Source organism: Sphingomonas sp. NBWT7 (genome assembly GCF_014217605.1).
Taxonomy (GTDB): domain Bacteria; phylum Pseudomonadota; class Alphaproteobacteria; order Sphingomonadales; family Sphingomonadaceae; genus Sphingomonas.
In genome coordinates this window covers 1,426,020-1,445,857 of sequence record NZ_CP043639.1, presented here as the reverse complement: position 1 = coordinate 1,445,857, position 19,838 = coordinate 1,426,020, and the positions used below count along the sequence as shown (strand labels likewise).

The following is a 19,838-nucleotide window of genomic DNA, read 5'->3' as shown; positions in this document are numbered from 1 at the left end:
GGTCTCTGACGCCGTACGATGGCAAGGGCTGCCGCATGATCGGCGACCGCGTTCTCTTCCTCGACGGCGAGGCATTGGTGATCGACAAACCCGCAGGGCTGCCGGTCGATCCGCCGCGCGACGGGTCGATCAGCCTCGAAAACCATCTGTCCAACCTGACGTTCGGCTTTCGCCGCTGGCCGCACCCCGTTCATCGGCTCGACCGCGATACCAGCGGCTGCCTGCTGCTGTCACGCAACCCCAAGGCGCATGCGCGGCTGCAACAGGCGTTCGAAGCGGGCGCGGTGACGAAGCGTTATCTCGCGATCCTCGATGGCGTGCCCGACGGTGAGGCGGGCGAGATCGACCTACCACTGGGCAAGGTATCGACCGCGGCGGCGGGGTGGCGGATGACGCGCGACGCCGCGGGCAAGCCGTCCCGCACAGGATGGCGGCTGATCCGCGTGCAGGACGGCCGCGCGCTGGTCGAGTTCCGGCCGGCGACCGGCCGCACGCACCAGATCCGCGTCCACGCGCTGGAAGGGCTCGGTGTGTCGGTGGTGGGCGATCCGACCTATGGCCGGGCGGACAAGGCGGGGATGATGCTTCACGCTGCGACGCTGATCGTGCCGCGCGCCGGCAAGCCCGACGTGTCGGCTGAAGCGCCGTGGCCCGAGCGGTTCCGCGCGGTGGGGTTCGACGAGTAGCGGGTTTGTGCCTATTGCGTGCCGGGCGCAAATCCGGTCGATGCCCCGATCAGTTGATCAGTCGATCGGCCGGCGTCGGTTCGCCTTGATCGTGCCGCGCTTCGCCTTGGCCTCGACGCGCCGCGTTTGCGACGCCTTGGTCGGCTTGGTCGGGCGGCGCTTCTTTGGCACGATCGTCGCCTGCTGGATCAGCGCGACGAGCCGTTCGCGCACCTCCTGACGGTTGAGCAATTGCGATCGCGAGCCTTCGGAGCGGAGCACCAGCACGCCTTCACGCGTCATCCGCGTGCCGGCGAGCGTGGCGAGACGCAGCTTTACGGCTTCGGGCAGCGAGGGTGAGTTCGCGACGTCGAAACGCAGGATTACCGCCGAATCGGTGGTGTTGACGTGCTGGCCGCCGGGCCCGCCGGCGCGCGTCGCCGTCTCGATCAGCTCGTCGCTGTCGATCGCGATCGATCGGGTGACGGGAATGGCAACCATGCCGCGTCATGCGGCGACTTCGCGCATGGGCGCAAGACGCGGCGTCGCGCAGCTATTGCGGGCGGGGCGGTGTGTATTATATCTGCGATACACTTAGAGGACGACGTGATGGCGAAGAAGAGCAAAAAGGGGTTTCGCATTCCCAAGGAGATCGCCGGCGTTAAGGTGCCAAAGGAGGCACGGCGCGCCGGGGAGGCGCTGATCGAGAAGGCGAACAGCCCCGCCGGCCGCCAGGCGCTCGCCTCCGGCATCGCGATGGCGGCGACCGCAGCGGCGGCGATCGCGGCGCGGCAAGCGCGCGGATCGGGCGGCCCGAAGCATGCCGCGCCCGATCAGCCGGGGCAGGGCGGCACTAGGCCCGACACCGGCGGCGCACGTGCTGGTACCACCGTCGATCCACATCAGATGGCGGATGCCGTCGGTCAGGCAGCGAGCGCGTTCATGGCAAAGATGTTCGCGCGCTGAGTATGCAGCCGGACAACCGGCTGAGAATGCGTGGATCGTGCCGCTCGGGCGGCCGCCGCCTCAGATTTGCTGCGGCGCCCCGGCCGGCGTCGCGTCGCGCGGTGCACAGACCTCGTGGACGGCTTGCACCTCCGGATAAGGCATGACGAGGCGGCCGTCGGGCGCGGCGGTGTAGGTCGTCTGGATCGGGAAGGGGAGATTGATCCCCTCGCTGTTGAAGCGACGCAGTATGGCCAGGCCGACCTTGTGCCGCGCATCATAGGCGTGCTGGAAATCGGCGAAGGGGGTATCGAACTCAAGCTCGAAATCGAGCGTCGACGCGCCGAAATTGACGAAGCCCGCGCGCACGAAGATCTGCGATCGCGCCTCGACCTCTTCCTTCAGAATATCTGGCACGCGATCAAGCAGCTCGGCGTCGGTTTCGTAGGCGAGACCGAGCAGCAGCTTGGTTCGGCGGCGATCGCGCTGCGTGTTGTTGATGATTTCCTTGTTGAGCAGATTCTTGTTCGAAATGATCCGCTCTTCGCCGTTGATCCCGCGGATGCGCGTCGACTTGAGCCCGATCTCCTCGACGGTGCCCGAACTCGTATCGTACATGATCGCATCGCCGCGGCGGAACGGGCGATCGAAGATGATCGCGAGCGCGGCGAACAGATCGGCGAAGATGCCCTGCGCGGCGAGGCCGATCGCGATGCCGCCGACGCCGAGACCGGCGACGAGACCGGTCACGTTGACGCCGAGATTGTCGAGCACGACGACCAGCGCGATCGCGAAGACTACGATCGTGACGAGGAGGCGGATCAGCCCCATCGCGTTCATCAGCGCCTCGCCCGAGTAATTCTCGGACCGGGTGCGATGCTCGACCGCGCCGAGGATCAGCTCGCGCGCCCAGGTCGCCGCCTGGAACACCGCGGCGACGGTAAACAGGAAATTGATTGTCGTCGCGACGATTGCCGGCGGGCCGGCATAGCCCGACACCAGTTTCGCCGCGACCATGACGATAAAGAAGGTGCTGGTCCGCTCGATCGCGCGGCCGATTATCGCCGTCCAGCCGGTGCCCGAGCTCGAGCGTTTCGCGAGCCGCGGGCCGAGGCTGCGTAGCCACAGCAATCCGAGCGACAGCCCGGTGCCGACCGCGATCGCGATCGCTACCTGGAGCCAATATTCACTGATCCACCCGGCGCTCGACGTCCAGAATGTGTGAACCTGCTGCTGCACGTCATCTGCCGAAATCTTCGGCAGCGGGGCGGCGGTGTTGTTAGTCGCCATGAGTTCTTTCTATGCGGTTAGGCCGCTTCGCGCTCCGCCGGCGACTGGCCGGTTTCCAAGAACGCAATCAGTCCGCGTTCCGCGCGGCTGAGCCACCGGGTCGAGCGCGGCAGCGACAGGCCGGTGCGAAACGCCTCCTGCCCCTCTTTCACCAGCGCGATGAGCGCGGGATGAACATAGGATTTTCGCGCGATCGCCGGCGTGTTGCCGAGCCGTTCGGTAACCGGCGCGAGCAGCGTCTTGAGGCTGAGGTTCGCCTTCGATCCCGCCAGCGCCTCGAACGCGATCGCACTCGCGCCCCAGGTGCGGAAATGCTTGGCGGTGAAATCAGTCCCCATTGCCGCCTTGATATAGGCGTTGACATCCGATGAGGTGACGGGGCGCGGCTCACCATGCTCGTCGACGTACTGGAACAACTTCTGGCCGGGGAGATCCTGGCACTTCTTGACGAACCGCGCGAGGCTGCCGTCGGTAATCGTCAGCATCTTCAGCTTGCCCGATTTCGCCTTGTATTGCAGCCGCAACGTCTTGCCGCGGATTTCGGCGTGGCGATCGCGCAGCGTGGTGACGCCGAAGCTCTTGTTCTTGCGCGCATAGGTCTCGTTGCCGACGCGCAAATGGCCGATGTCGAGCAGTTTGACGATCGCGGCGATCGTCTTGTCCTTGCTGTGGCCGCGGCTGGCGAGATCGGCTTCCATGCGCGCGCGAAGCCTCGGCAACGCCCGCCCGAACGCGGGGCAAAGGTTATACTTTTCGTCTTCGCGTGCGGCGCGGAAATCAGCGTGGTAGCGGTACTGCTTGCGGCCCTTCTCGTCCCAGCCGATCGCCTGGATATGGCCGTTGGCATTGGGGCAGAACCAGGCATCGCGATAGGCGGGCGGCAAGCCGATCGCGTTCAGCCGGTCGATCTCGTCGCGATCGGTGATGCGGTTGCCCTCGACGTCGAAATAGCCCCAGCCGTGGCGCATCTTGCGCCGCGTGATTCCGGGCTCTTCATCATCACAATAAACGATTTTCGTCGCGCTCACCGCACTGGCCTCCTGCACGACACGAAATGCGCGGGCGCTTCGCCCGGTTCCGGAACGGGCGCGGCGCTGACTGGTTCTCAGCCGCATCCACACAGGAGTTGCTTTCGACATGGCCGACCTTTCCGATGCGCGCGTGCTATTTCTCGCCACCGACGGCTTCGAGGATGCCGAGCTGTTCGAACCGCGCCAGGCGCTGCTCGACGCTGGTGCCACCGTGACGCTCGCGTCGATCAAGACCGATCCGATCCAGGGCGTGAAGAACGATTCGGATCCGACGCGTACGATCACTCCCGATCTGACGCTCGATCAGGTGGATACCGAGGATTACGACGCCCTGGTGCTGCCGGGCGGTGTCGGCAATCCGGACAAGATGCGGCTGGAGGAGCGCGCGGTGTCGATCATCGGCGAGTTCATGGATGACGACAAGATCGTCGCCGCGATCTGCCACGCGCCGTGGCTGCTGGTGGAGGCGGATGTCGTCGACGGGCGCCGCGTGACGAGCTGGCCGTCGGTGCGCACCGATCTCGAGAACGCCGGCGCCGACGTGGCCGACGAGGAAGTGGTGATCGACGCCAATCTGATCACCAGCCGCAAGCCCGATGACATCCCCGCCTTCAACCGCGCGATTATCGCCGCGCTGGGGGAGGAACTGGCCGATTGATCATGGTTGCCCGGTACCGTTTGCCGACGCACGGTGCCGGGCGATGACCGATCTTGCCCCCACATTCTCCCCGACCGCCGCGTCGGGCTTCACGCGCGTTGCGGCTGGTGGCGAGCGATCGGCGATCGATCGCACAGTTGCCGAGGAAGTGCCGATCGCGATCGAGTGCAACGGCATCGCCTATGCGGTGCTGATGGCAACCCCCGATGCAATCGAGGATCTGGCGTTCGGTTTTCTGCTCGGTGAACGGCTGATCGACGCTGCCACCGATGTGCGCGGGGTCGACGTTCACCGAGGCGAGCCGGGGATCGTCGTTCGGCTGGCGCTGGCGAAGCGGGTCGCCGAGCGGATCGGCGACCGGGTACGGCATCGCAATTCGGATGCGTCGTGCGGACTGTGCGGCGTCGAGACGCTCGCGCAGGCGCTGCGCCCGCTGCCGCAAGCGGCGCGATGGGACGGCAGCGACGCGGCGATCTTCCGCGCCTATGCCGCGCTGCGAGACCATCAACCGTTCAACGCAGCGACCGGTGCCGTGCATGGCGCGGCGGCCTGCACGCGCGACGGGACGATTTGTTTGGTGCGCGAGGATGTCGGCCGGCACAATGCGTTCGACAAGCTGATCGGCGCGATGGCGCGGACGAGGCAGGACTGGGACGGCGGCTTCGCGCTGCTCACGTCGCGCTGCTCGTACGAACTGGTCGAGAAGGCGGTGCTCGCGCGATGCCCGCTGCTCGCGACGATCTCGGCGCCGACGCGGCTCGCGGTCGACCGCGCGGGGGAGGCGGGGTTGGCGCTGCGCACGCTGGTCCGCGCCGATGCGCTGCTGGCGACTTAGGTGGCGCGCGTCCGCCGCGTCGGCGCATGGAAATCGGGCGGCTTGTCGGCGATCCAGCCGAGGAAGCGCGCCACCGCCGGGATCGCCCGGACACCGCCGAGCTCGCCGATCCGTGCCAACGTCGCATTGTCGGCAGCGGCGTGGATCGTGCGATGGCAGATCGGGTGCACCGGCTGCGTTTCGGTGCCGCCCTCGCTCTTGGGCACGACGTGGTGCCATTCGACGCGGCTGCCGAGCGGACGATCGCACAGTGCGCAGGCGAGAGGGGCGGCGGTGGCATCGGTCCGCGCCGCCGCGTCGATCAGGCCAAGCTTGCGGCTAACCCTTCCCATCGGATCGAGATAGGAAGCCGGCGCGCGGGCGCGAAGGGTGGCGGCGCGTCAATATTTCACGCGCACCGCCTTGAGGCGATATTTGCCGAGCTTCCTTTGCACGCTCTCCGGCCCGGCGAGGTGCCCGGCACCGACCGCGATGAACACGCGGCCCGGCGTCCGCATCCGCTCCGCGATCCAGCTCGCCCATTTGGCGTTGCGATCGACCAGCAGCGCCTTGGCGACCTCCGGCGAATCCTTCAGCCCCTCGTTCATCGTCGCGGCGAGGCCGTCGGGATTGCCCTTCGACCAATCGTCGACCATTCGGCTCATCGTCTCGCCCGCCTTAGGCAGTTCGTCGATCGTCGAGGAGAGCAGATCGACCTGCGCCTTCAGCGACAGGCCGTCGAAGATCGACATCTGCCCCTCGAACGTCTCCAGCCCCATCAGCTGCTTCTTCTGCGCCTTGGCCGCGCGCGTCAGGATACCCTCGGGCCCGTTCCGCGCGTCATAGCCGAGCTTCTGCACCGGCAGGACGCTGAGGCTGATCGCGGCGAACCACGGCTGCATCCGCTCGAACGAGGCGAGTGACAGCTTGTTGTCCTCAATCGCCTTGGTGAAGGCGGCGCGCTTGTCTGGCGGCAGCTTCTGCGTCAGCGGCGCGCCGGCGGGATCGAACGCCTTGGCAAGCACGACGCGCTGCTGCGTATCCTCGTCGGGCTCGACCATCTCGAGCACCAGCGTGCCCGAGCGATCGAACGCCTTCTTCACCGCCTCGTCGAACCAGGTAAGGCCGGGCCGCAGCACGTGGATCGTGCCGAACAGGTAGATCGTCGTGTCCTTGTCGCGCACCACCCACAAAGCGGGGTCGGCGTCCTGCGTCGCGACGGGCGCGGGCTGCGCGCAGGCGGGAAGGGCGAAGGCGAGGCCCAGCGAGGCAAGGGCGGAAGTGATCGGACGGAACACGGGGAGCAAATACCTCACTAGAATGCAGCGGCCGGCATGCGGCTGGTACGACGGCTGGGCCAGCCTAGCCCGGCCCTTGCCTGTTGGCGAGCCATCCGCCATTGCCGCGCCCGCGATGAACGCCACCTCAACAGATGCGCCGCTGAGCTTCCAGGACATGATCCTGACGCTCCATTCCTACTGGAGCGCGCGCGGCTGCCTGATCCTCCAGCCGTACGACATGCGCATGGGCGCGGGCACGTTCCACACCGCGACGACGCTGCGCGCGCTCGGCCCGGAGGCATGGAACGCCGCGTTCGTCCAGCCGTGCCGCCGCCCGACCGATGGTCGCTACGGCGAGAACCCCAACCGGCTGCAGCATTACTATCAGTATCAGGTGATCCTGAAGCCGAGCCCTGCCGATCTGCAGGAACTGTATCTCGGCAGCCTCGCGGCGATCGGGATCGATTTCACGCGCCACGACATCCGCTTCGTCGAGGACGATTGGGAGAGCCCCACGCTGGGCGCCTGGGGACTCGGCTGGGAAGTGTGGTGCGACGGGATGGAGGTGACGCAGTTCACCTACTTCCAACAGATGGGCGGCTTCGATTGCAAGCCGGTGGCGGGTGAGCTGACCTACGGGCTCGAGCGGCTGGCGATGTATATCCAGAACGTCGACAGCGTGTACGACCTGCGCTTCAACGACCAGGGCGTCACGTACGGCGACGTGTTCCTCGAGAACGAGCGGCAGATGTCGACGTGGAACTTCGAGGTCGCCGATACTGAGACGCTGTTCGACCTGTTCCGCAAGGCGGCGGCCGAGTGCGATAACTGCCTGGCCCGCCAGTTGCCGATCCCCGCCTATGAGCAGGCGATCGAGGCGAGCCATATCTTCAATCTTCTCAATGCGCGCGGGGTGATATCTGTTGCCGAGCGGCAAGCCTATATCGGCCGCGTCCGCGATCTCGCGAAGGGAGCGTGCGCCGCGTATATCGAGAAAAATGCCGCGGACTGGACCGCCCGCTTCCCGACGTGGAGTGCGGCATGAGCGACTTTCTCCTTGAACTGCGCTCGGAGGAAATCCCCGCGCGGATGCAGGACAAGGCACGCGAGGACCTAGCCCGCCTGTTCGCGGCCGAACTCGCCAAGGCCGGGCTGACCGTGACCGAGCTTGCCACCTACGCGACGCCGCGGCGGCTGGCGCTGATCGCGCGCGACCTGCCGGCTGAGACCGCGGCGGTGAGCGAGGAACTGAAAGGGCCGCCCGCCGATGCGCCCGACGCGGCGGTCGAGGGCTTCCTGCGCAAAGCGGGACTGACGCGCGACGCGTTGCAGACGCGCGAGGTGAAGGGCCGCGCGACCTTGTTTGCCGTGATCGACAAGCCCGGCCGCGCCACCGCCGAGGTGCTCGCGGAGGCGATCCCGGCGATCGTCCGCGGCTTCCCCTGGCCCAAGTCGATGCGCTGGGGTGCGGCCTCGCACTCGACTGAGAGCCCGCGCTGGGTGCGGCCGCTTCAGGGCATCGTCGCGCTGCTGGGCGACGACGTGGTGCCGTGTGCGATCGCAGGCGTCGAGAGCGGCGCGGCGACCGTCGGTCATCGCTTCCACCACCCCGGCATCATCACGATCGGCAGCGCGGCCGACTATGTCGAGAAGCTGCGCGCGTGCCACGTCATCGTCGACCAGAACGAGCGGCGCGCGACGATCGCGGTCGGCGCCAAGCTCGCCGCGAACAAGGCGGGGTTGTCGCTGGTCGAGGACGAGGGGCTGGTGGCGGAGAATGCCGGGCTCACCGAATGGCCGGTGCCACTGCTCGGCCGTTTCGAGGCCGGCTTCCTCGACGTGCCGCCCGAGGTGATCCAGCTCACCGCCCGCGTGAACCAGAAGTATTTCGTCTGCCGCGATGCCGACGGCAAGCTCGCCAACGCCTTCGTGTGCACGGCGAACATCGACGCGGTCGACGGCGGCGAGAAGATCGTCGAGGGCAATCGCAAGGTGCTCGCAGCGCGCCTCGCCGACGCGCGCTTCTTCTACGAGACCGATCTTAAGACATCGCTCGAAGATCAGGCGGCAAAGCTCGACAAGATCGTGTTTCATGAGAAGCTCGGCACTGTCGCCGACAAGGTCGATCGCGTCGCGAAACTCGCGCGCTGGCTGGTCGAGGAAGGGATCGTCAAGGGCGCGAACCCCGATCACGCCGAGCGCGCCGCGCGGCTCGCCAAGGCCGATCTCGTCACCGGCATGGTGGGCGAGTTTCCCGAGCTACAGGGCCTGATGGGCGGCTATTACGCCGCTGCACAGGGTGAGCCGGCCGAAGTCGCCGAGGCGATCCGCGATCACTACAAGCCGGTGGGACAGGGCGACGAGGTACCCACTGCGCCTGTCACGATCGCGGTGTCGCTGGCGGATAAGCTGGATACGATTGCGGCATTCTTCGGTGTGGGTTTACCGCCCTCCGGTTCGAAAGATCCTTTCGCGCTACGCCGTTCGGCGCTCGGTGTGCTGGCACTTATCGTAGACAATAATCTACGGTTGGATCTTGCCGCTTTGCTGCAGAGTGCAAGTATGTGGTTACGTCAGCGCGGGCATGGTCTTGGCACTTTCAATGCGACCATAAACGCTTTCTTCGCCGACCGCCTTAAGGTCCAGCAGCGCGAAGCCGGTGTCCGCCACGACCTGATCGACGCGGTGTTCGCGCTCGGCGGGGAGGATGATCTCGTCCGCCTGCTCGCGCGCGTGAGAGCGTTGCAGGCGTTTGTCGGAACGGACGACGGGGCGAACCTGCTCGCCGGGTACAAGCGCGCGGCGAATATCCTCAAGAAGGAGGGTTACGCCGAAACGGGGGCGCCGGCGGCGCCAAGCTACGACGCCGAGCCTGGCGAGGCCGCGCTGCGCGCTGCGCTCGACGCCGCGGAGCCGGCGGCTGCCGCGGCGGTCGCACGTGAGGATTTCGAAGGCGCGATGGCGGCGCTCGCCACGCTGCGCGCGCCGATCGACGCGTTCTTCGACAGCGTGACGGTCAACGATGCCGATCCGGCGAAGCGTGCTGGCCGGTTGGCGTTGCTCGCGCGCGTGCGAGCGGCCGTCCACGGCGTAGCGGACTTTTCGCGCATCGAGGGCTGAGACGAAGCGCGGCCATCGATCGCCCAAGCGGGATTGTGCTTGCAACCCCGCGGGCGAGCGTGTGTTGCGTTGCACAATATACGTGTTGATCAGGAGGCGACGGAATGGCGACCGCGGTGCAATCGAAGGCGGATGAGCGCTACGTCTATCGCTTCGGCGGCGGCGTGTCGGATGGCGGGGGCGGGGACAAGAACCTGCTCGGCGGCAAGGGCGCAAACTTGGCCGAGATGGCCGCGATCGGCCTGCCGGTGCCGCCGGGCTTCACGATCAGCACCGCGATGTGCACGCGCTACTACGAAGAGGGCGAGGCGTTTCCCGACAGTCTGCGCGCCGAAGTGGCGGACGGGATCGCGCATATTGAGGGGGTGACGGGCAAGCGCTTCGGCGACGCGTCCGATCCGCTGCTCGTCTCGGTCCGTTCGGGCGCGCGCGTGTCGATGCCGGGGATGATGGACACCGTCCTCAACCTCGGGCTCAACGACGAAACCGTAGAGGGACTTGCCAGCGCCAGCGGCGACGCGCGCTTCGCTTGGGACAGCTATCGCCGCTTCATCCAGATGTACGCCGACGTGGTGCTCGAACTCGATCACGGCGCATTCGAGGAAGCGCTCGAGATCGCCAAGGAAGACAAGGGCTTCCACCTCGATACCGAGCTGTCGGCTGAAGATCTGAAGGCGCTGGTCGGCGAGTTCAAGGGCCTCGTCGCGGAGCAGTGGGGCAAGCCGTTCCCGCAGGACGTGCACGATCAATTGTGGGGTGCGGTGGGCGCGGTGTTCGGATCGTGGCAGTCGGACCGCGCCAAGGTCTATCGCCGGCTGAACGACATCCCGGGCGGCTGGGGCACCGCGGTCAACGTGCAGGCGATGGTTTTCGGCAACATGGGCGAGACGTCCGCCACCGGCGTCGCCTTCACGCGCGATCCGTCGGCCGGGCACAATGCTTATTACGGTGAGTTCCTGATCAACGCGCAGGGCGAGGACGTGGTCGCCGGCATCCGGACGCCGCAATATCTGACCAAGGCGGCGCGCGAGGATGCCGGCGCCAAGCCGCTCAGCATGGAGGAGGCGATGCCCGCCGCTTACGAAGAGCTTGCGGCGGTGTTCGACCGGCTCGAGCGGCACTATCGCGACATGCAGGACATCGAGTTCACGGTGCAGCAGGGCAAGCTGTGGATGCTCCAGACGCGGTCGGGCAAGCGCACCGCCAAGGCCGCGCTCAAGATCGCGGTCGACATGGCCGACGAAGGGCTGATTACCCGCGACGAGGCGATCGCGCGCGTCGATCCGCAGGCGCTCGACCAGCTGCTTCACCCGACGCTCGATCCGCAGGCGGCGCGCGACGTGCTGACCAAGGGGCTGCCCGCCTCGCCCGGCGCGGCGAGCGGCGCGGCGGTATTCGACGCCGATACGGCCGAGAAGTGGGCCGCCGAGGGCAAGGCCGTCATCCTGGTGCGTACCGAGACGTCGCCCGAGGACATCCACGGCATGCACGCGGCGAAGGGCATCCTTACCGCGCGCGGCGGGATGACGAGCCACGCGGCGGTGGTTGCGCGCGGCATGGGCCGCCCGTGCGTGTCGGGTGCCGGCGCCTTGTCGATCGACGGCAAGGCGAAGATCGCGCGGATCGCCGGGCGTGAGGTGAGCGAGGGCGACCTTCTCACCATCGACGGAGCGACGGGCGAGGTGATGGCGGGTGAGGTTGCGACCATCCAGCCCGAGCTCGCCGGTGATTTCGGCACGCTGATGGAATGGGCCGACGAAGTCCGCCGCCTCAAGGTGCGCGCCAACGCCGAAACGCCGCTCGACTGCCGTACCGCGCGCGAGTTCGGCGCCGAGGGCGTCGGCCTGTGCCGCACCGAGCACATGTTCTTCGATGCCGCGCGGATCACCGCCGTGCGCCAGATGATCCTGGCGGAGGACGAAGCCGGGCGCCGCGCCGCGCTCGAGCGGTTGCTGCCCGAGCAGCGCAGCGATTTCGCCGAGATTTTCGAAGTGATGGCGGGGCTGCCCGTCACGGTGCGTCTGCTCGATCCGCCGCTGCACGAATTCCTGCCGCATGAGGAAGCCGAGTTCGCCGAAGTCGCGACCGCCGCGGGGGTCGCGATCGACGTGCTCAAGCGCCGCGCGGCGGAGCTGCACGAGTTCAATCCGATGCTCGGCCACCGTGGCTGCCGCCTCGGCGTCACCTATCCCGAGATCTACGAGATGCAGGCACGGGCGATCTTCGAGGCCGCGCTCGACGTGGCGGAGAAGAGTGGGGAGGCGCCGATCCCTGAGGTGATGATCCCGCTGGTCGCGACCAAGCGCGAGCTAGAGCTGATGAAGGCCGTGGTCGATCGTACGGCCAAGGCCGTGTTCGAGGAACGTGGCAAGACCATCGACTATCTCGTTGGCACGATGATCGAATTGCCGCGCGCCGCGCTGCGCGCCGGGGAAATTGCGGAGGCGGGCGAGTTCTTCTCCTTCGGCACCAACGATCTGACGCAGACAACGCTCGGCGTCAGCCGCGACGATGCGGCGCGCTTCCTCGGCGCCTATGTCGAACAGGGGATTTACGCCAAGGACCCGTTCGTCTCGATCGACGTCGACGGTGTCGGCGAGTTGGTGAAGCTCGCCGCCGAGCGCGGTCGCGCGACGCGGCCGGCGATCAAGCTCGGTATCTGCGGCGAGCACGGCGGTGACCCGGCGTCGATCGCCTTCTGCGAGAGCGTCGGGCTGGATTACGTCTCCGCCTCGCCCTATCGTGTGCCGATTGCGCGGCTGGCGGCGGCGCAGGCAGCACTGAAAGCGCGCGGCTGAGCGGATAAGCCTTCGCCCGCGGCGTGACGCGGGCGATGGGCCTGTGTGGCTGATTGCCGTAGCGTGATGGCGTTGACGCTTGATACGCCGGCGTATGAGCAGTGTGGCCGATCTTGACCCGTTTATCTTTGCGGTTGCTTTGGCTCAGCCGTTGGTGCCGATGCGGTTGTTCCAGTCGAACCAGCGGGCGCGCGTGCCGGCGGGGCGTGCGGCGCTCTGAGCAATAGGCGCATGCGGTGCGGCAGCGTTTGGAACGGCGACCGCCGGTGCGGCGACCGGCGCGGCGCTGAGGAGCCGCGCATTCTCGCGCTCAAGTTCGACAACACGTGCGTCGCGCTCCGCCAGTCGGGTGTCGTAATCCTTGCGCGTACGGCCGTGGACGTCGCGTTCCTCGGCGTAGCGCTGCTTCCACTTGCGCCCGCCGGGATGGCTTGCCAGCCCGAACAGCCATCCGGCGATCAAGGCTATGGCCAGAGCCAGCCACTGCGTCGGCGTGGTGAAAAGCATCGCGAACCTCCTGTTACGCAGGCTCAACGATGCTTTTGCGCGAGCGTTCCGCGAACTGCCCCGCCGGCTCGATCAGGCGCTGCCACCCATGAACGCGTCGCTGATCGAACAGGCGGCGGGGCCGAGGATGACGATGAACAGCACGGGAAGAATGAACAGGATCAGCGGCACCGTCATGATCGCGGGAAGACGGGCGGCCTTTTCCTCGGCGCGCATCATGCGCTCGTTGCGGAATTCTGCGGAGAGCACCCGCAATGCGCTGGCGAGCGGCGTGCCGTATTTCTCGGTCTGGATCATCGTCGTGACGATGCCCTTCACTTCGTCGAGCGCGACGCGATGCGCGAAATTCTCGAACGCCTGTCGCCGATCGGTGAGAAAGCCGAGCTCGATCGCGGTCAGTGCGGCCTCGTCGCCGAGCTCGGGATAGGCGCGGCCGAGTTCCTTCGCGACGCGGTGAAAGGCGGCGTCGACGGTCAACCCCGCCTCGGCGCAGATCACCAGCAGGTCGAGCGCGTCGGGCAGGCCCTTACGGATCGCGTCCGATCGTTTGGTGATCTTGTTTTTCAAATAGATGTCGGGCGCCTTGTAGCTCAGGATAAAGCTGCCGGCGACGAGCGCGTAGCGCTTCAGCGGTGTCCAGTCACCGAACGTGTCGGTGCCGTAGACGAGGAAGACCATGAAGCCGCCGATGACGATCGGCAGCACCAGCCGCCCGAAGATCACGCCGACGGCCCATTCCTTCTTGCGGATGCCGGCCTGCAGCAACTTCTGCTGCGCGATCTTGAGCTGGCCGTCCTGCAACACCTTGAGCGATTCGAGCAGCTCGCGGATGCGATCGGCGTTCTCGCTCTTCTGAACGAGCTTCGCGCGTCGCTTGCTGGTCGAGGCGGTGATGCCCGCCTTGAGCTGCTCGCGCCGGTCGTTGAGCGCCTTGACGCGCTTAGCCATTGGATCGCGGACGCTGAGCGCGGCGTAGATTGCCACCATCACCGCCATCGCGGCGACGGCGGAGAGCAGGGTCGCCGCCCAGAGAACGTCTACGCCGAGCAGGGTCGGGCCTTGTGTCGGTTCCATCGATCAGATCTCGAAATTGACCATCTTGTTCATGATGAACGCCCCGATCGCCATCCAGACGAGCCCGCCGCCGCCGGCGACGATCAGCCGCGGATCGACGAAGAAGTTCTGCATGTACGCGGTGTTGATGAACCAGATCATGGTGAAGACGACGAACGGCAGCGCGCCGATGATGAGGGCGGAAGCCTTCGATTCGGACGACATCGCCTTGATCTTTAGCTTCATCTGCCCGCGCTGACGCAGCACGGTGGCAAGGTTCTGCAGCGTTTCGGCGAGGTTGCCGCCCGTCTCGCGCTGGATCGCGATGGTGATGACGAAGAACTGGAACTCCGCCGTTCCCAATCGGTCGGCGGTTTCCTGCAACGCGACATCCATCGACCGGCCGATCTTCATCTTGTCAGCGACCGAGCGGAATTCTTCGCCCACCGGGCCTGGCACCTCGTTGCCGACGACCGCCATTGTCTCGGTGATCGGCAGGCCCGAGCGAAGCCCGCGCACCAGCAGCTCGATCGCATCGGGGAACTTGGCGTTGAATTTGGCGACGCGGCGCTTGATGAACATGCCGACGACGAAATGCGGCACGCCCGCGCCGACCGCGACGCCTAGGAACAAGGCGAGCAGGATCGGCATGCCGATCAGCCACATGACGAGCGCGGTACCAAGCGTCGCCGACACGGTGGTGATGCCGTACTGCCCCACCGTCCAGGTCTTGCCGGTCATGTTGAGGCGCTTCTGCAACTCGGCCGGGTTAGGCAGGAAGCGCATTGCCGCGCGATCCGCCTTGGTTGCGTTGCGACCGGTGATCCGGCGCATCTGCGCCTCGACAGCGACACCGGGCGCGCCAGAGTGGCGATCGCGCACTGCCGCCAATCGGCGATTGCCGATGCGCTCGGCCGATGGGCCGCTCATCGCGATGTACAGCATGCCGAGCGTGAGCAGGGCGCCGATCGCGATGAAGATCACCGATAACATAGGCATGTCGCGCTCCGTGCTCCACGCGTGGCCGTGCCGATGGCGCCGGCTGCGATCATCCGTTCTTCACGGCCTTCTTCGGGATCAGACCCTTCAGATCGGTGAACTTGCCGATCAGCGAAGTGCCCTTGCGCAGCTTGCTGGCCTTACCGCCCTTGGGCGCATCGTCCGCGCTGATCGCGCACAGCTGCGTCGCGAGATCGCCGATCGGCGCGATCGCCTTGGACGCCTTGCCGACTTCCGCCAGCGGCTTGCCGAGCTTCGCGGCCTGCGCCGCGAGCTTCTGGTCGAAACCGATCGTGAAATCGATCTTGCGCTCGATCGAGGTCTCGAAATCCTTGCGCGAGATCTCGAGCTGCTGTCCCGGATGGACGCGGTTGGCAACGACGAGCACCTGCGTCTGCGGCGCGTTCGACTTCAGCCACGAGAGGATGCGGATCGAATCGCGCGCCGCAGCGAGCGTCAGTTCGGTCACGACGACGGCAACCTGCACGTCGCTGATCAGATGCGGATGGTTGACCAGCATCGCGCGCGGCATGTCGATGATCGTCGCCTCGAACGCCGAGCGCATCTCGCCTTGCAGCTGATAATAAGCCGCGCCGTCGGTAACGATCGGCGAATTGATCGGCGCTTCGGCGGATAGGACGGAGAGGTTTTCCGACGCTCTTACCATCGCGCGCTCGATGAACAGGCCGTCGATGCGGCTCGGGTTCTCGATCGCGTCGGTCAGGCCGCGGCCCGGCTCCAGATCGAGCGCGAGTGCGCCGGTGCCGAAATGCACGTCGAGATCGAGCAGCGCGGTGGAGCGCCGCTCCTTGTCGCTGATTAGCCAGGCGAGCGAGGTCGCGATGGTCGAGGCGCCGGCGCCGCCGCGCGTGCCGATCACCGCCACCGCACAATGCGGATGTTCAACCGCCTGTTCGGTCGGCTTGGGCGCGTTGAGCAGCATCTGCGCGTGATTGAAGGCATCGCGCAGCGCTTCCGCGCCAAGCGGCTTCAGCAGATAGTCCTGGATGCCGCTCGCCACGAGATCGCGGTAGAGCCGCACGTCGTTGACCTGACCCGAGGCGATCACCATCGTGCCCGGCTCGCAGACCTCGGCAAGTGAGTTGATGTCGTTCAGCGGATCGCCCGATTCGGCAAGATCGACGAACAGGATGTGCGGGCTTGCCGATACCGATAGCGACTGGACGGCATTGCGCAGCCCGCCCTTGTTCACCTTGTCGGCGGACCAGCCCATTTCGCTGACGATCGGGCGCAGCGCGTCGGCGGTCGCCTCGTCACAGACATAGGCGACGAACGGCTCGCGCGTCGTCGCGCCGCCGGGTTTCCAGGGTGCGTTCATCTTACTTGCCTCCCGCGCTCTCGGCCTTCACTGCAGTGCCGCCTGCGCCCGTCGGCACGGCGTTGCGGAAGCTCTGGATCGCCTTGGTGCTGACTGCCGCGTCGGCGACGCCGCTACCGGGCTCGCCGCGGACCAGATCGGTCGGGCTGGCCACCATCGAAGCGAGGTTCGAGTTCGTCGCGCAGCCGTGGTTCGACGATGTGTGCTGATTGTAATCGGGCTGGTACATCCGGCTGTAGTCGGGGCAGCCCGGCACGCTCGCGCGCGCTCGGCTCACCACGACGCGGACGGTGCCGGGCGTGATCGGCGCGGCGGTGACCGGCGCATCGTCCGATACCAACAGGCCGAACTGCGCCGCCTGCGCCGCGACATCGGCGCGCGTTGCGGGATCGCGCGCTGGATCGTCGATCGCGATGCGATCGCCGTAGCCGAGGCGCAGCGACGTCATCCAACCGCTCAGCCGCTGGCTTTCGCCGGGCGCGAGCCCGCCGGGGCCGGCGCCGAGATCGAAGGCGTAATCGGCACGGCTGACGACCGGCTGATGGACCGATTCGAGACCGAGGTTCTGCGTGCCGCCGCACGCCGCGAGCGCGAGCGGCGCGACCGCGATGAGGATTGAGCGCTTCAGCATGATCCTGTTCCTACCCGTCGCCATCAGTTGATCGAGAAGCCGGGGGCGGGGGCGTCGCCGCCCTTCTTCGCCTTGCCGCGCGTTGCCTTGGTGTCTGCCACCGTCGCACCGGTCGCCGGCATCGGCATCGGCGCGACCGGGGCGACTGCGCCGAGCGCGGGGGCGACCGGCGGGCCGTCCGCCATGCTGGGCTTGGGCCGCGGCGCGCCGCCCTTTCCACCCGTCAGCTGGCCCATCAGGACGCGCTCGACGTCGCCCGGCGTTTTGTAGCCATCGGTCGGCAGCACGATGTCGTTCGCGTTCACCGGCTTCACCAGATACGGCGTGATGACGATGACGAGCTCGGTCTCGTTGCGCTGGAAGCCGTTGGAGCGGAACAACGCGCCCAGGATCGGCACGTCGCCGACGCCTGGCGTCTTCTCGATCGAGTTGTTGTGGCTGTTCTGCAGCAGGCCGGCGATCATGAAGCTCTGGCCCGAACCCAGCTCCACCGTCGTCTCGGTGCGCCGTGTCGTGAGGCCCGGTACCTGCGTGCCGCTGATCGTCACCGCGTTCGAATAATCGAGCTGTGACACTTCGGGGCGGACGCGCAGCGAGATGCGGCCGTCGCCCAGCACGGTCGGCGTATAAGCGAGGCTGACGCCATATTGCTTGTACTCCACGCCCACCGCGCCGAGCCCCTGCGCGATCGGGATCGGGATCTCACCGCCAGCAAGGAACGTGCCCGTCTCGCCCGACATCGCGGTGAGATTTGGGTTGGCAAGGCTCGTCACCTGGCCGATCCGCTCACCCAGATCGAGCGCGCCGATGAGGTCGAGCCCGAGCAGCTTGGTGAGGAAGCCGGCGGTGGTCCGCTCGCTGCCCTTGGTGATCGACGTGCCCGGCCGCTGGACGACCCGGCCCGTGATCGGATCGATCGTGAAGCCCTGAACGCTCTGGCCGACGGCCAGCGGCAGGTTGCGATCGGTGGTGTAGAAGCTCGCCGGCGGACGGCCGCTGCCGATGCCGAACTTGAACCCGCCGGTGCCGTCCACCGTCGTGAGGTTCATACCGATATTCTTGACGAAGCTGCGCGTCACCTCGGCGAAGCGCACCTGCAGGTTGACCTGCAGCGGCGTCGCGGTGCGCAGCCGGCTGATCACCTTGGTACCTTCGCCAACGAACGCCTGCACCAGCCGTTCGGCCTCCGCGCCGTCGTCCGGGTTGCCGACGGTGCCGGTGAGCAGCACGACGCCGTTCATCGTCGTCGGTGTGATATTGGCATCGGGCATCGCCATGCCGAGCATCTGGCCGAGCGAGTCGAAATTGTTGCCGACGCGCACGGTCGAGGCATAGACCACCGCGCCGCCCTTCGCCGTCGCCGAGATCGTCGTCTCGCCCGGCTTCTTGCCGAAAACGTAGAGCTGCGTCGGCGAGCGAACCTGGACGTCCGCGATTTCCGGATTGGCGACGAACAGGTCGCTCATCGGACGCGGCAGCGTGATCAGCCGCCCGCGATTGGTGGCGATCTGCATCGTCGGGCCCTGCGCGATGGCGCTCTGGGCCGGTGCGGCGGCAGGCGTCGCAGCGATCGCGACGGCGGCAAGCGCCACGGCGAGCGGCCAGCCGATCGGCTTTGCGTCGATACGCATCTCAGTTCTTCCCCCCGACCGGCACTTCGGTCACAGTGTTGCCTCGCGCGATCCGGACGACCGGTCCGGAGGAGACGCGGACCGCCGCTCCCGGATAGGCCGGCGCGGGCGCGCCCCCCATTGCCGGCATCGCCGGCACACCGCCCCCCATGGCGGGTTGTTCGGACTTGCCGGGCACCGTGCGACGCTGGAAGCGCGACACGTCGGCACCGACGGCATAGGTTGAATTGCCCGTCTGCGGCGCGGCGGCGAGCTGCGTCAGCATCGCCTTCTCGGCCTTGGGATCGGTTCCCTCGGGCACCTTGACGTCGCCCGAGGCGATCGCCTGTTCGAGTTCGGCGGCATTGTCCGCGATCGAGCGCAGCGACAGCGACAGCGAGCCCAACGTCTGCGCCACCGCGATCTGCTCGGCGATCTTGGGCGTCGCCTCGATCGTGACGGTGGAGAAGGTGCGCACGACGGTGTTGCCCTGCTCGTCCTTTTCCTGGTTGGTACGCTGATCGGTCGCCAGCACGCGCAGGTTGCGCATGATCGTCTCGGCAGCCTTCAGCGGCGGGCCATCGCCGCCGCCCGGTACCGCCTGCGTCAGCAGCAGATCGATGCGATCGCCCGGAAAGACGAAGCCCGCGACCGACGATTGCGTCGATACCGGCACCGTCACCGCGCGCATGCCCGCGCCGAGCGCCGCCGCCAGGAAGCCGCGATCGCCGGGCTTGACTAGCGCGCCCTGCGTGATCGGCTGTCCGGCAGTGACGGCGTTGCGCACCACCGTTCCGAGCACATTCTTCATGTCGAACTGCGCGCCCTCCTGGAAATAGGCGCCTTCGACGAGCTCCTTGGGCCAGGGCTGAAACTTGACCGACGTCGGATCGATGATCGTGCCGACCGGCAGCGCGCGCGTCGCCACGAGGACTTTGGGCCCGTCGATCGCGACCGGCGGCTGGCCGGGCATCGCAGCCGCGCTCGGCGCGCTGCTGCCCATGATCAGCGTGCGGGCCATGAACGCAGTAATCGCAGCGACGAACAGCGCGCCGAGCAGCAATATGACCTTGCGACTATCCATGACTTAAAGTGCCT

General features: G+C 66.9%; 19 protein-coding genes. 7 read left to right on the top strand and 12 right to left on the bottom strand.

Going from position 1 to position 19,838, the window contains the following annotated elements; all coding sequences use genetic code 11:
• Positions 1-35: 35 nt before the first annotated feature.
• Positions 36-686, top strand: coding sequence for an RluA family pseudouridine synthase (locus F1C10_RS07265; protein ID WP_185209834.1), 651 nt, complete (start codon positions 36-38; stop codon positions 684-686).
• A 57-nt stretch (positions 687-743) separates the two neighbouring features.
• Here F1C10_RS07265 and arfB read toward each other — a convergent pair whose 3' ends face one another.
• Complete coding sequence (gene arfB, locus F1C10_RS07260) at positions 744-1,166, bottom strand: alternative ribosome rescue aminoacyl-tRNA hydrolase ArfB (protein WP_185209833.1); 423 nt, start codon at positions 1,164-1,166, stop codon at positions 744-746.
• A 108-nt stretch (positions 1,167-1,274) separates the two neighbouring features.
• Here arfB and F1C10_RS07255 point away from each other — a divergent pair, with 108 nt between their 5' ends.
• Complete coding sequence (locus tag F1C10_RS07255) at positions 1,275-1,631, top strand: hypothetical protein (protein WP_185209832.1); 357 nt, start codon at positions 1,275-1,277, stop codon at positions 1,629-1,631.
• Between the two features lie 60 nt (positions 1,632-1,691).
• Here F1C10_RS07255 and F1C10_RS07250 read toward each other — a convergent pair whose 3' ends face one another.
• Entirely contained in the window at positions 1,692-2,900 is a 1,209-nt protein-coding gene (locus tag F1C10_RS07250; protein ID WP_185209831.1) for a mechanosensitive ion channel family protein, read from the bottom strand.
• 17 nt (positions 2,901-2,917) lie between these two features.
• Entirely contained in the window at positions 2,918-3,928 is a 1,011-nt protein-coding gene (locus tag F1C10_RS07245; protein WP_374939373.1) for a DNA topoisomerase IB, read from the bottom strand.
• Between the two features lie 109 nt (positions 3,929-4,037).
• On the opposite strand from F1C10_RS07245, the gene F1C10_RS07240 reads away from it, so the two are divergent.
• On the top strand, positions 4,038-4,589 hold the full coding sequence (locus tag F1C10_RS07240) for a type 1 glutamine amidotransferase domain-containing protein (RefSeq protein WP_185209830.1): 552 nt from the start codon (positions 4,038-4,040) through the stop codon (positions 4,587-4,589).
• A gap of 43 nt (positions 4,590-4,632) precedes the next feature.
• Complete coding sequence (fdhD, locus tag F1C10_RS07235) at positions 4,633-5,424, top strand: formate dehydrogenase accessory sulfurtransferase FdhD (protein ID WP_185209829.1); 792 nt, start codon at positions 4,633-4,635, stop codon at positions 5,422-5,424.
• Here the strand turns inward: fdhD and F1C10_RS07230 are convergent.
• Positions 5,421-5,756 carry an HNH endonuclease gene (locus F1C10_RS07230; protein ID WP_185209828.1) on the bottom strand — a complete coding sequence of 112 codons (336 nt, stop codon included), beginning with the start codon at positions 5,754-5,756 and terminating at the stop codon, positions 5,421-5,423. The genes fdhD and F1C10_RS07230 overlap by 4 nt on opposite strands.
• A gap of 48 nt (positions 5,757-5,804) precedes the next feature.
• Positions 5,805-6,701 (bottom strand): TraB/GumN family protein, encoded by an 897-nt coding sequence (locus F1C10_RS07225; RefSeq protein ID WP_258043124.1) that lies wholly within the window; start codon positions 6,699-6,701, stop codon positions 5,805-5,807.
• A gap of 115 nt (positions 6,702-6,816) precedes the next feature.
• On the opposite strand from F1C10_RS07225, the gene F1C10_RS07220 reads away from it, so the two are divergent.
• From F1C10_RS07220 to ppdK, 3 genes are all read left to right on the top strand, one after another.
• Positions 6,817-7,728 (top strand): glycine--tRNA ligase subunit alpha, encoded by a 912-nt coding sequence (locus tag F1C10_RS07220; protein ID WP_185209827.1) that lies wholly within the window; start codon positions 6,817-6,819, stop codon positions 7,726-7,728.
• On the top strand, positions 7,725-9,803 hold the full coding sequence (gene glyS / locus F1C10_RS07215; protein WP_185209826.1) for a glycine--tRNA ligase subunit beta: 2,079 nt from the start codon (positions 7,725-7,727) through the stop codon (positions 9,801-9,803). Before F1C10_RS07220 ends, glyS begins: the two co-directional genes overlap by 4 nt.
• 104 nt (positions 9,804-9,907) lie before the next feature.
• The gene (ppdK, locus tag F1C10_RS07210; protein ID WP_185209825.1) at positions 9,908-12,601 is read left to right on the top strand and encodes a pyruvate, phosphate dikinase; all 2,694 of its coding nucleotides are present in this window, start codon (positions 9,908-9,910) and stop codon (positions 12,599-12,601) included.
• Positions 12,602-12,745: 144 nt separating this feature from the next.
• Here ppdK and F1C10_RS07205 read toward each other — a convergent pair whose 3' ends face one another.
• The 7 genes from F1C10_RS07205 to cpaB all read right to left on the bottom strand — a co-directional run bounded on the left by F1C10_RS07205 (position 12,746) and on the right by cpaB (position 19,824).
• A complete protein-coding gene (locus F1C10_RS07205; protein ID WP_185209824.1) occupies positions 12,746-13,108 on the bottom strand; it encodes a hypothetical protein in 363 nt (120 codons plus the stop codon).
• 72 nt (positions 13,109-13,180) lie between these two features.
• The gene (locus F1C10_RS07200) at positions 13,181-14,182 is read right to left on the bottom strand and encodes a type II secretion system F family protein (protein ID WP_185209823.1); all 1,002 of its coding nucleotides are present in this window, start codon (positions 14,180-14,182) and stop codon (positions 13,181-13,183) included.
• A gap of 3 nt (positions 14,183-14,185) precedes the next feature.
• Complete coding sequence (locus F1C10_RS07195) at positions 14,186-15,160, bottom strand: type II secretion system F family protein (protein WP_185209822.1); 975 nt, start codon at positions 15,158-15,160, stop codon at positions 14,186-14,188.
• A 49-nt stretch (positions 15,161-15,209) separates the two neighbouring features.
• Positions 15,210-16,499 carry a pilus assembly protein CpaE gene (locus F1C10_RS07190; RefSeq protein WP_185209821.1) on the bottom strand — a complete coding sequence of 430 codons (1,290 nt, stop codon included), beginning with the start codon at positions 16,497-16,499 and terminating at the stop codon, positions 15,210-15,212.
• Position 16,500: 1 nt separating this feature from the next.
• Positions 16,501-17,130 (bottom strand): CpaD family pilus assembly lipoprotein, encoded by a 630-nt coding sequence (locus F1C10_RS07185; RefSeq protein WP_185209820.1) that lies wholly within the window; start codon positions 17,128-17,130, stop codon positions 16,501-16,503.
• Between the two features lie 23 nt (positions 17,131-17,153).
• The gene (locus F1C10_RS07180) at positions 17,154-18,761 is read right to left on the bottom strand and encodes a type II and III secretion system protein family protein (protein ID WP_185209819.1); all 1,608 of its coding nucleotides are present in this window, start codon (positions 18,759-18,761) and stop codon (positions 17,154-17,156) included.
• A gap of 1 nt (position 18,762) precedes the next feature.
• Entirely contained in the window at positions 18,763-19,824 is a 1,062-nt protein-coding gene (gene cpaB / locus F1C10_RS07175; protein WP_185209818.1) for a Flp pilus assembly protein CpaB, read from the bottom strand.
• Positions 19,825-19,838 lie beyond the last annotated feature (14 nt).

What these genes read in the sequence shown, in the direction of transcription:
- F1C10_RS07220 (WP_185209827.1), top strand. Translation starts at nt 6,817, where the DNA reads ATGAACGCCACCTCAACAGATGCGCCGCTGAGCTTCCAGGACATGATC.
- F1C10_RS07250 (WP_185209831.1), bottom strand. Translation starts at nt 2,900, where the DNA reads ATGGCGACTAACAACACCGCCGCCCCGCTGCCGAAGATTTCGGCAGAT.
- F1C10_RS07205 (WP_185209824.1), bottom strand. Translation starts at nt 13,108, where the DNA reads ATGCTTTTCACCACGCCGACGCAGTGGCTGGCTCTGGCCATAGCCTTG.
- F1C10_RS07185 (WP_185209820.1), bottom strand. Translation starts at nt 17,130, where the DNA reads ATGCTGAAGCGCTCAATCCTCATCGCGGTCGCGCCGCTCGCGCTCGCG.
- F1C10_RS07190 (WP_185209821.1), bottom strand. Translation starts at nt 16,499, where the DNA reads ATGAACGCACCCTGGAAACCCGGCGGCGCGACGACGCGCGAGCCGTTC.
- ppdK (WP_185209825.1), top strand. Translation starts at nt 9,908, where the DNA reads ATGGCGACCGCGGTGCAATCGAAGGCGGATGAGCGCTACGTCTATCGC.
- F1C10_RS07265 (WP_185209834.1), top strand. Translation starts at nt 36, where the DNA reads ATGATCGGCGACCGCGTTCTCTTCCTCGACGGCGAGGCATTGGTGATC.
- glyS (WP_185209826.1), top strand. Translation starts at nt 7,725, where the DNA reads ATGAGCGACTTTCTCCTTGAACTGCGCTCGGAGGAAATCCCCGCGCGG.
- F1C10_RS07255 (WP_185209832.1), top strand. Translation starts at nt 1,275, where the DNA reads ATGGCGAAGAAGAGCAAAAAGGGGTTTCGCATTCCCAAGGAGATCGCC.
- cpaB (WP_185209818.1), bottom strand. Translation starts at nt 19,824, where the DNA reads ATGGATAGTCGCAAGGTCATATTGCTGCTCGGCGCGCTGTTCGTCGCT.
- F1C10_RS07180 (WP_185209819.1), bottom strand. Translation starts at nt 18,761, where the DNA reads ATGCGTATCGACGCAAAGCCGATCGGCTGGCCGCTCGCCGTGGCGCTT.
- fdhD (WP_185209829.1), top strand. Translation starts at nt 4,633, where the DNA reads ATGACCGATCTTGCCCCCACATTCTCCCCGACCGCCGCGTCGGGCTTC.
- F1C10_RS07195 (WP_185209822.1), bottom strand. Translation starts at nt 15,160, where the DNA reads ATGCCTATGTTATCGGTGATCTTCATCGCGATCGGCGCCCTGCTCACG.
- F1C10_RS07200 (WP_185209823.1), bottom strand. Translation starts at nt 14,182, where the DNA reads ATGGAACCGACACAAGGCCCGACCCTGCTCGGCGTAGACGTTCTCTGG.
- arfB (WP_185209833.1), bottom strand. Translation starts at nt 1,166, where the DNA reads ATGGTTGCCATTCCCGTCACCCGATCGATCGCGATCGACAGCGACGAG.
- F1C10_RS07240 (WP_185209830.1), top strand. Translation starts at nt 4,038, where the DNA reads ATGGCCGACCTTTCCGATGCGCGCGTGCTATTTCTCGCCACCGACGGC.
- F1C10_RS07230 (WP_185209828.1), bottom strand. Translation starts at nt 5,756, where the DNA reads ATGGGAAGGGTTAGCCGCAAGCTTGGCCTGATCGACGCGGCGGCGCGG.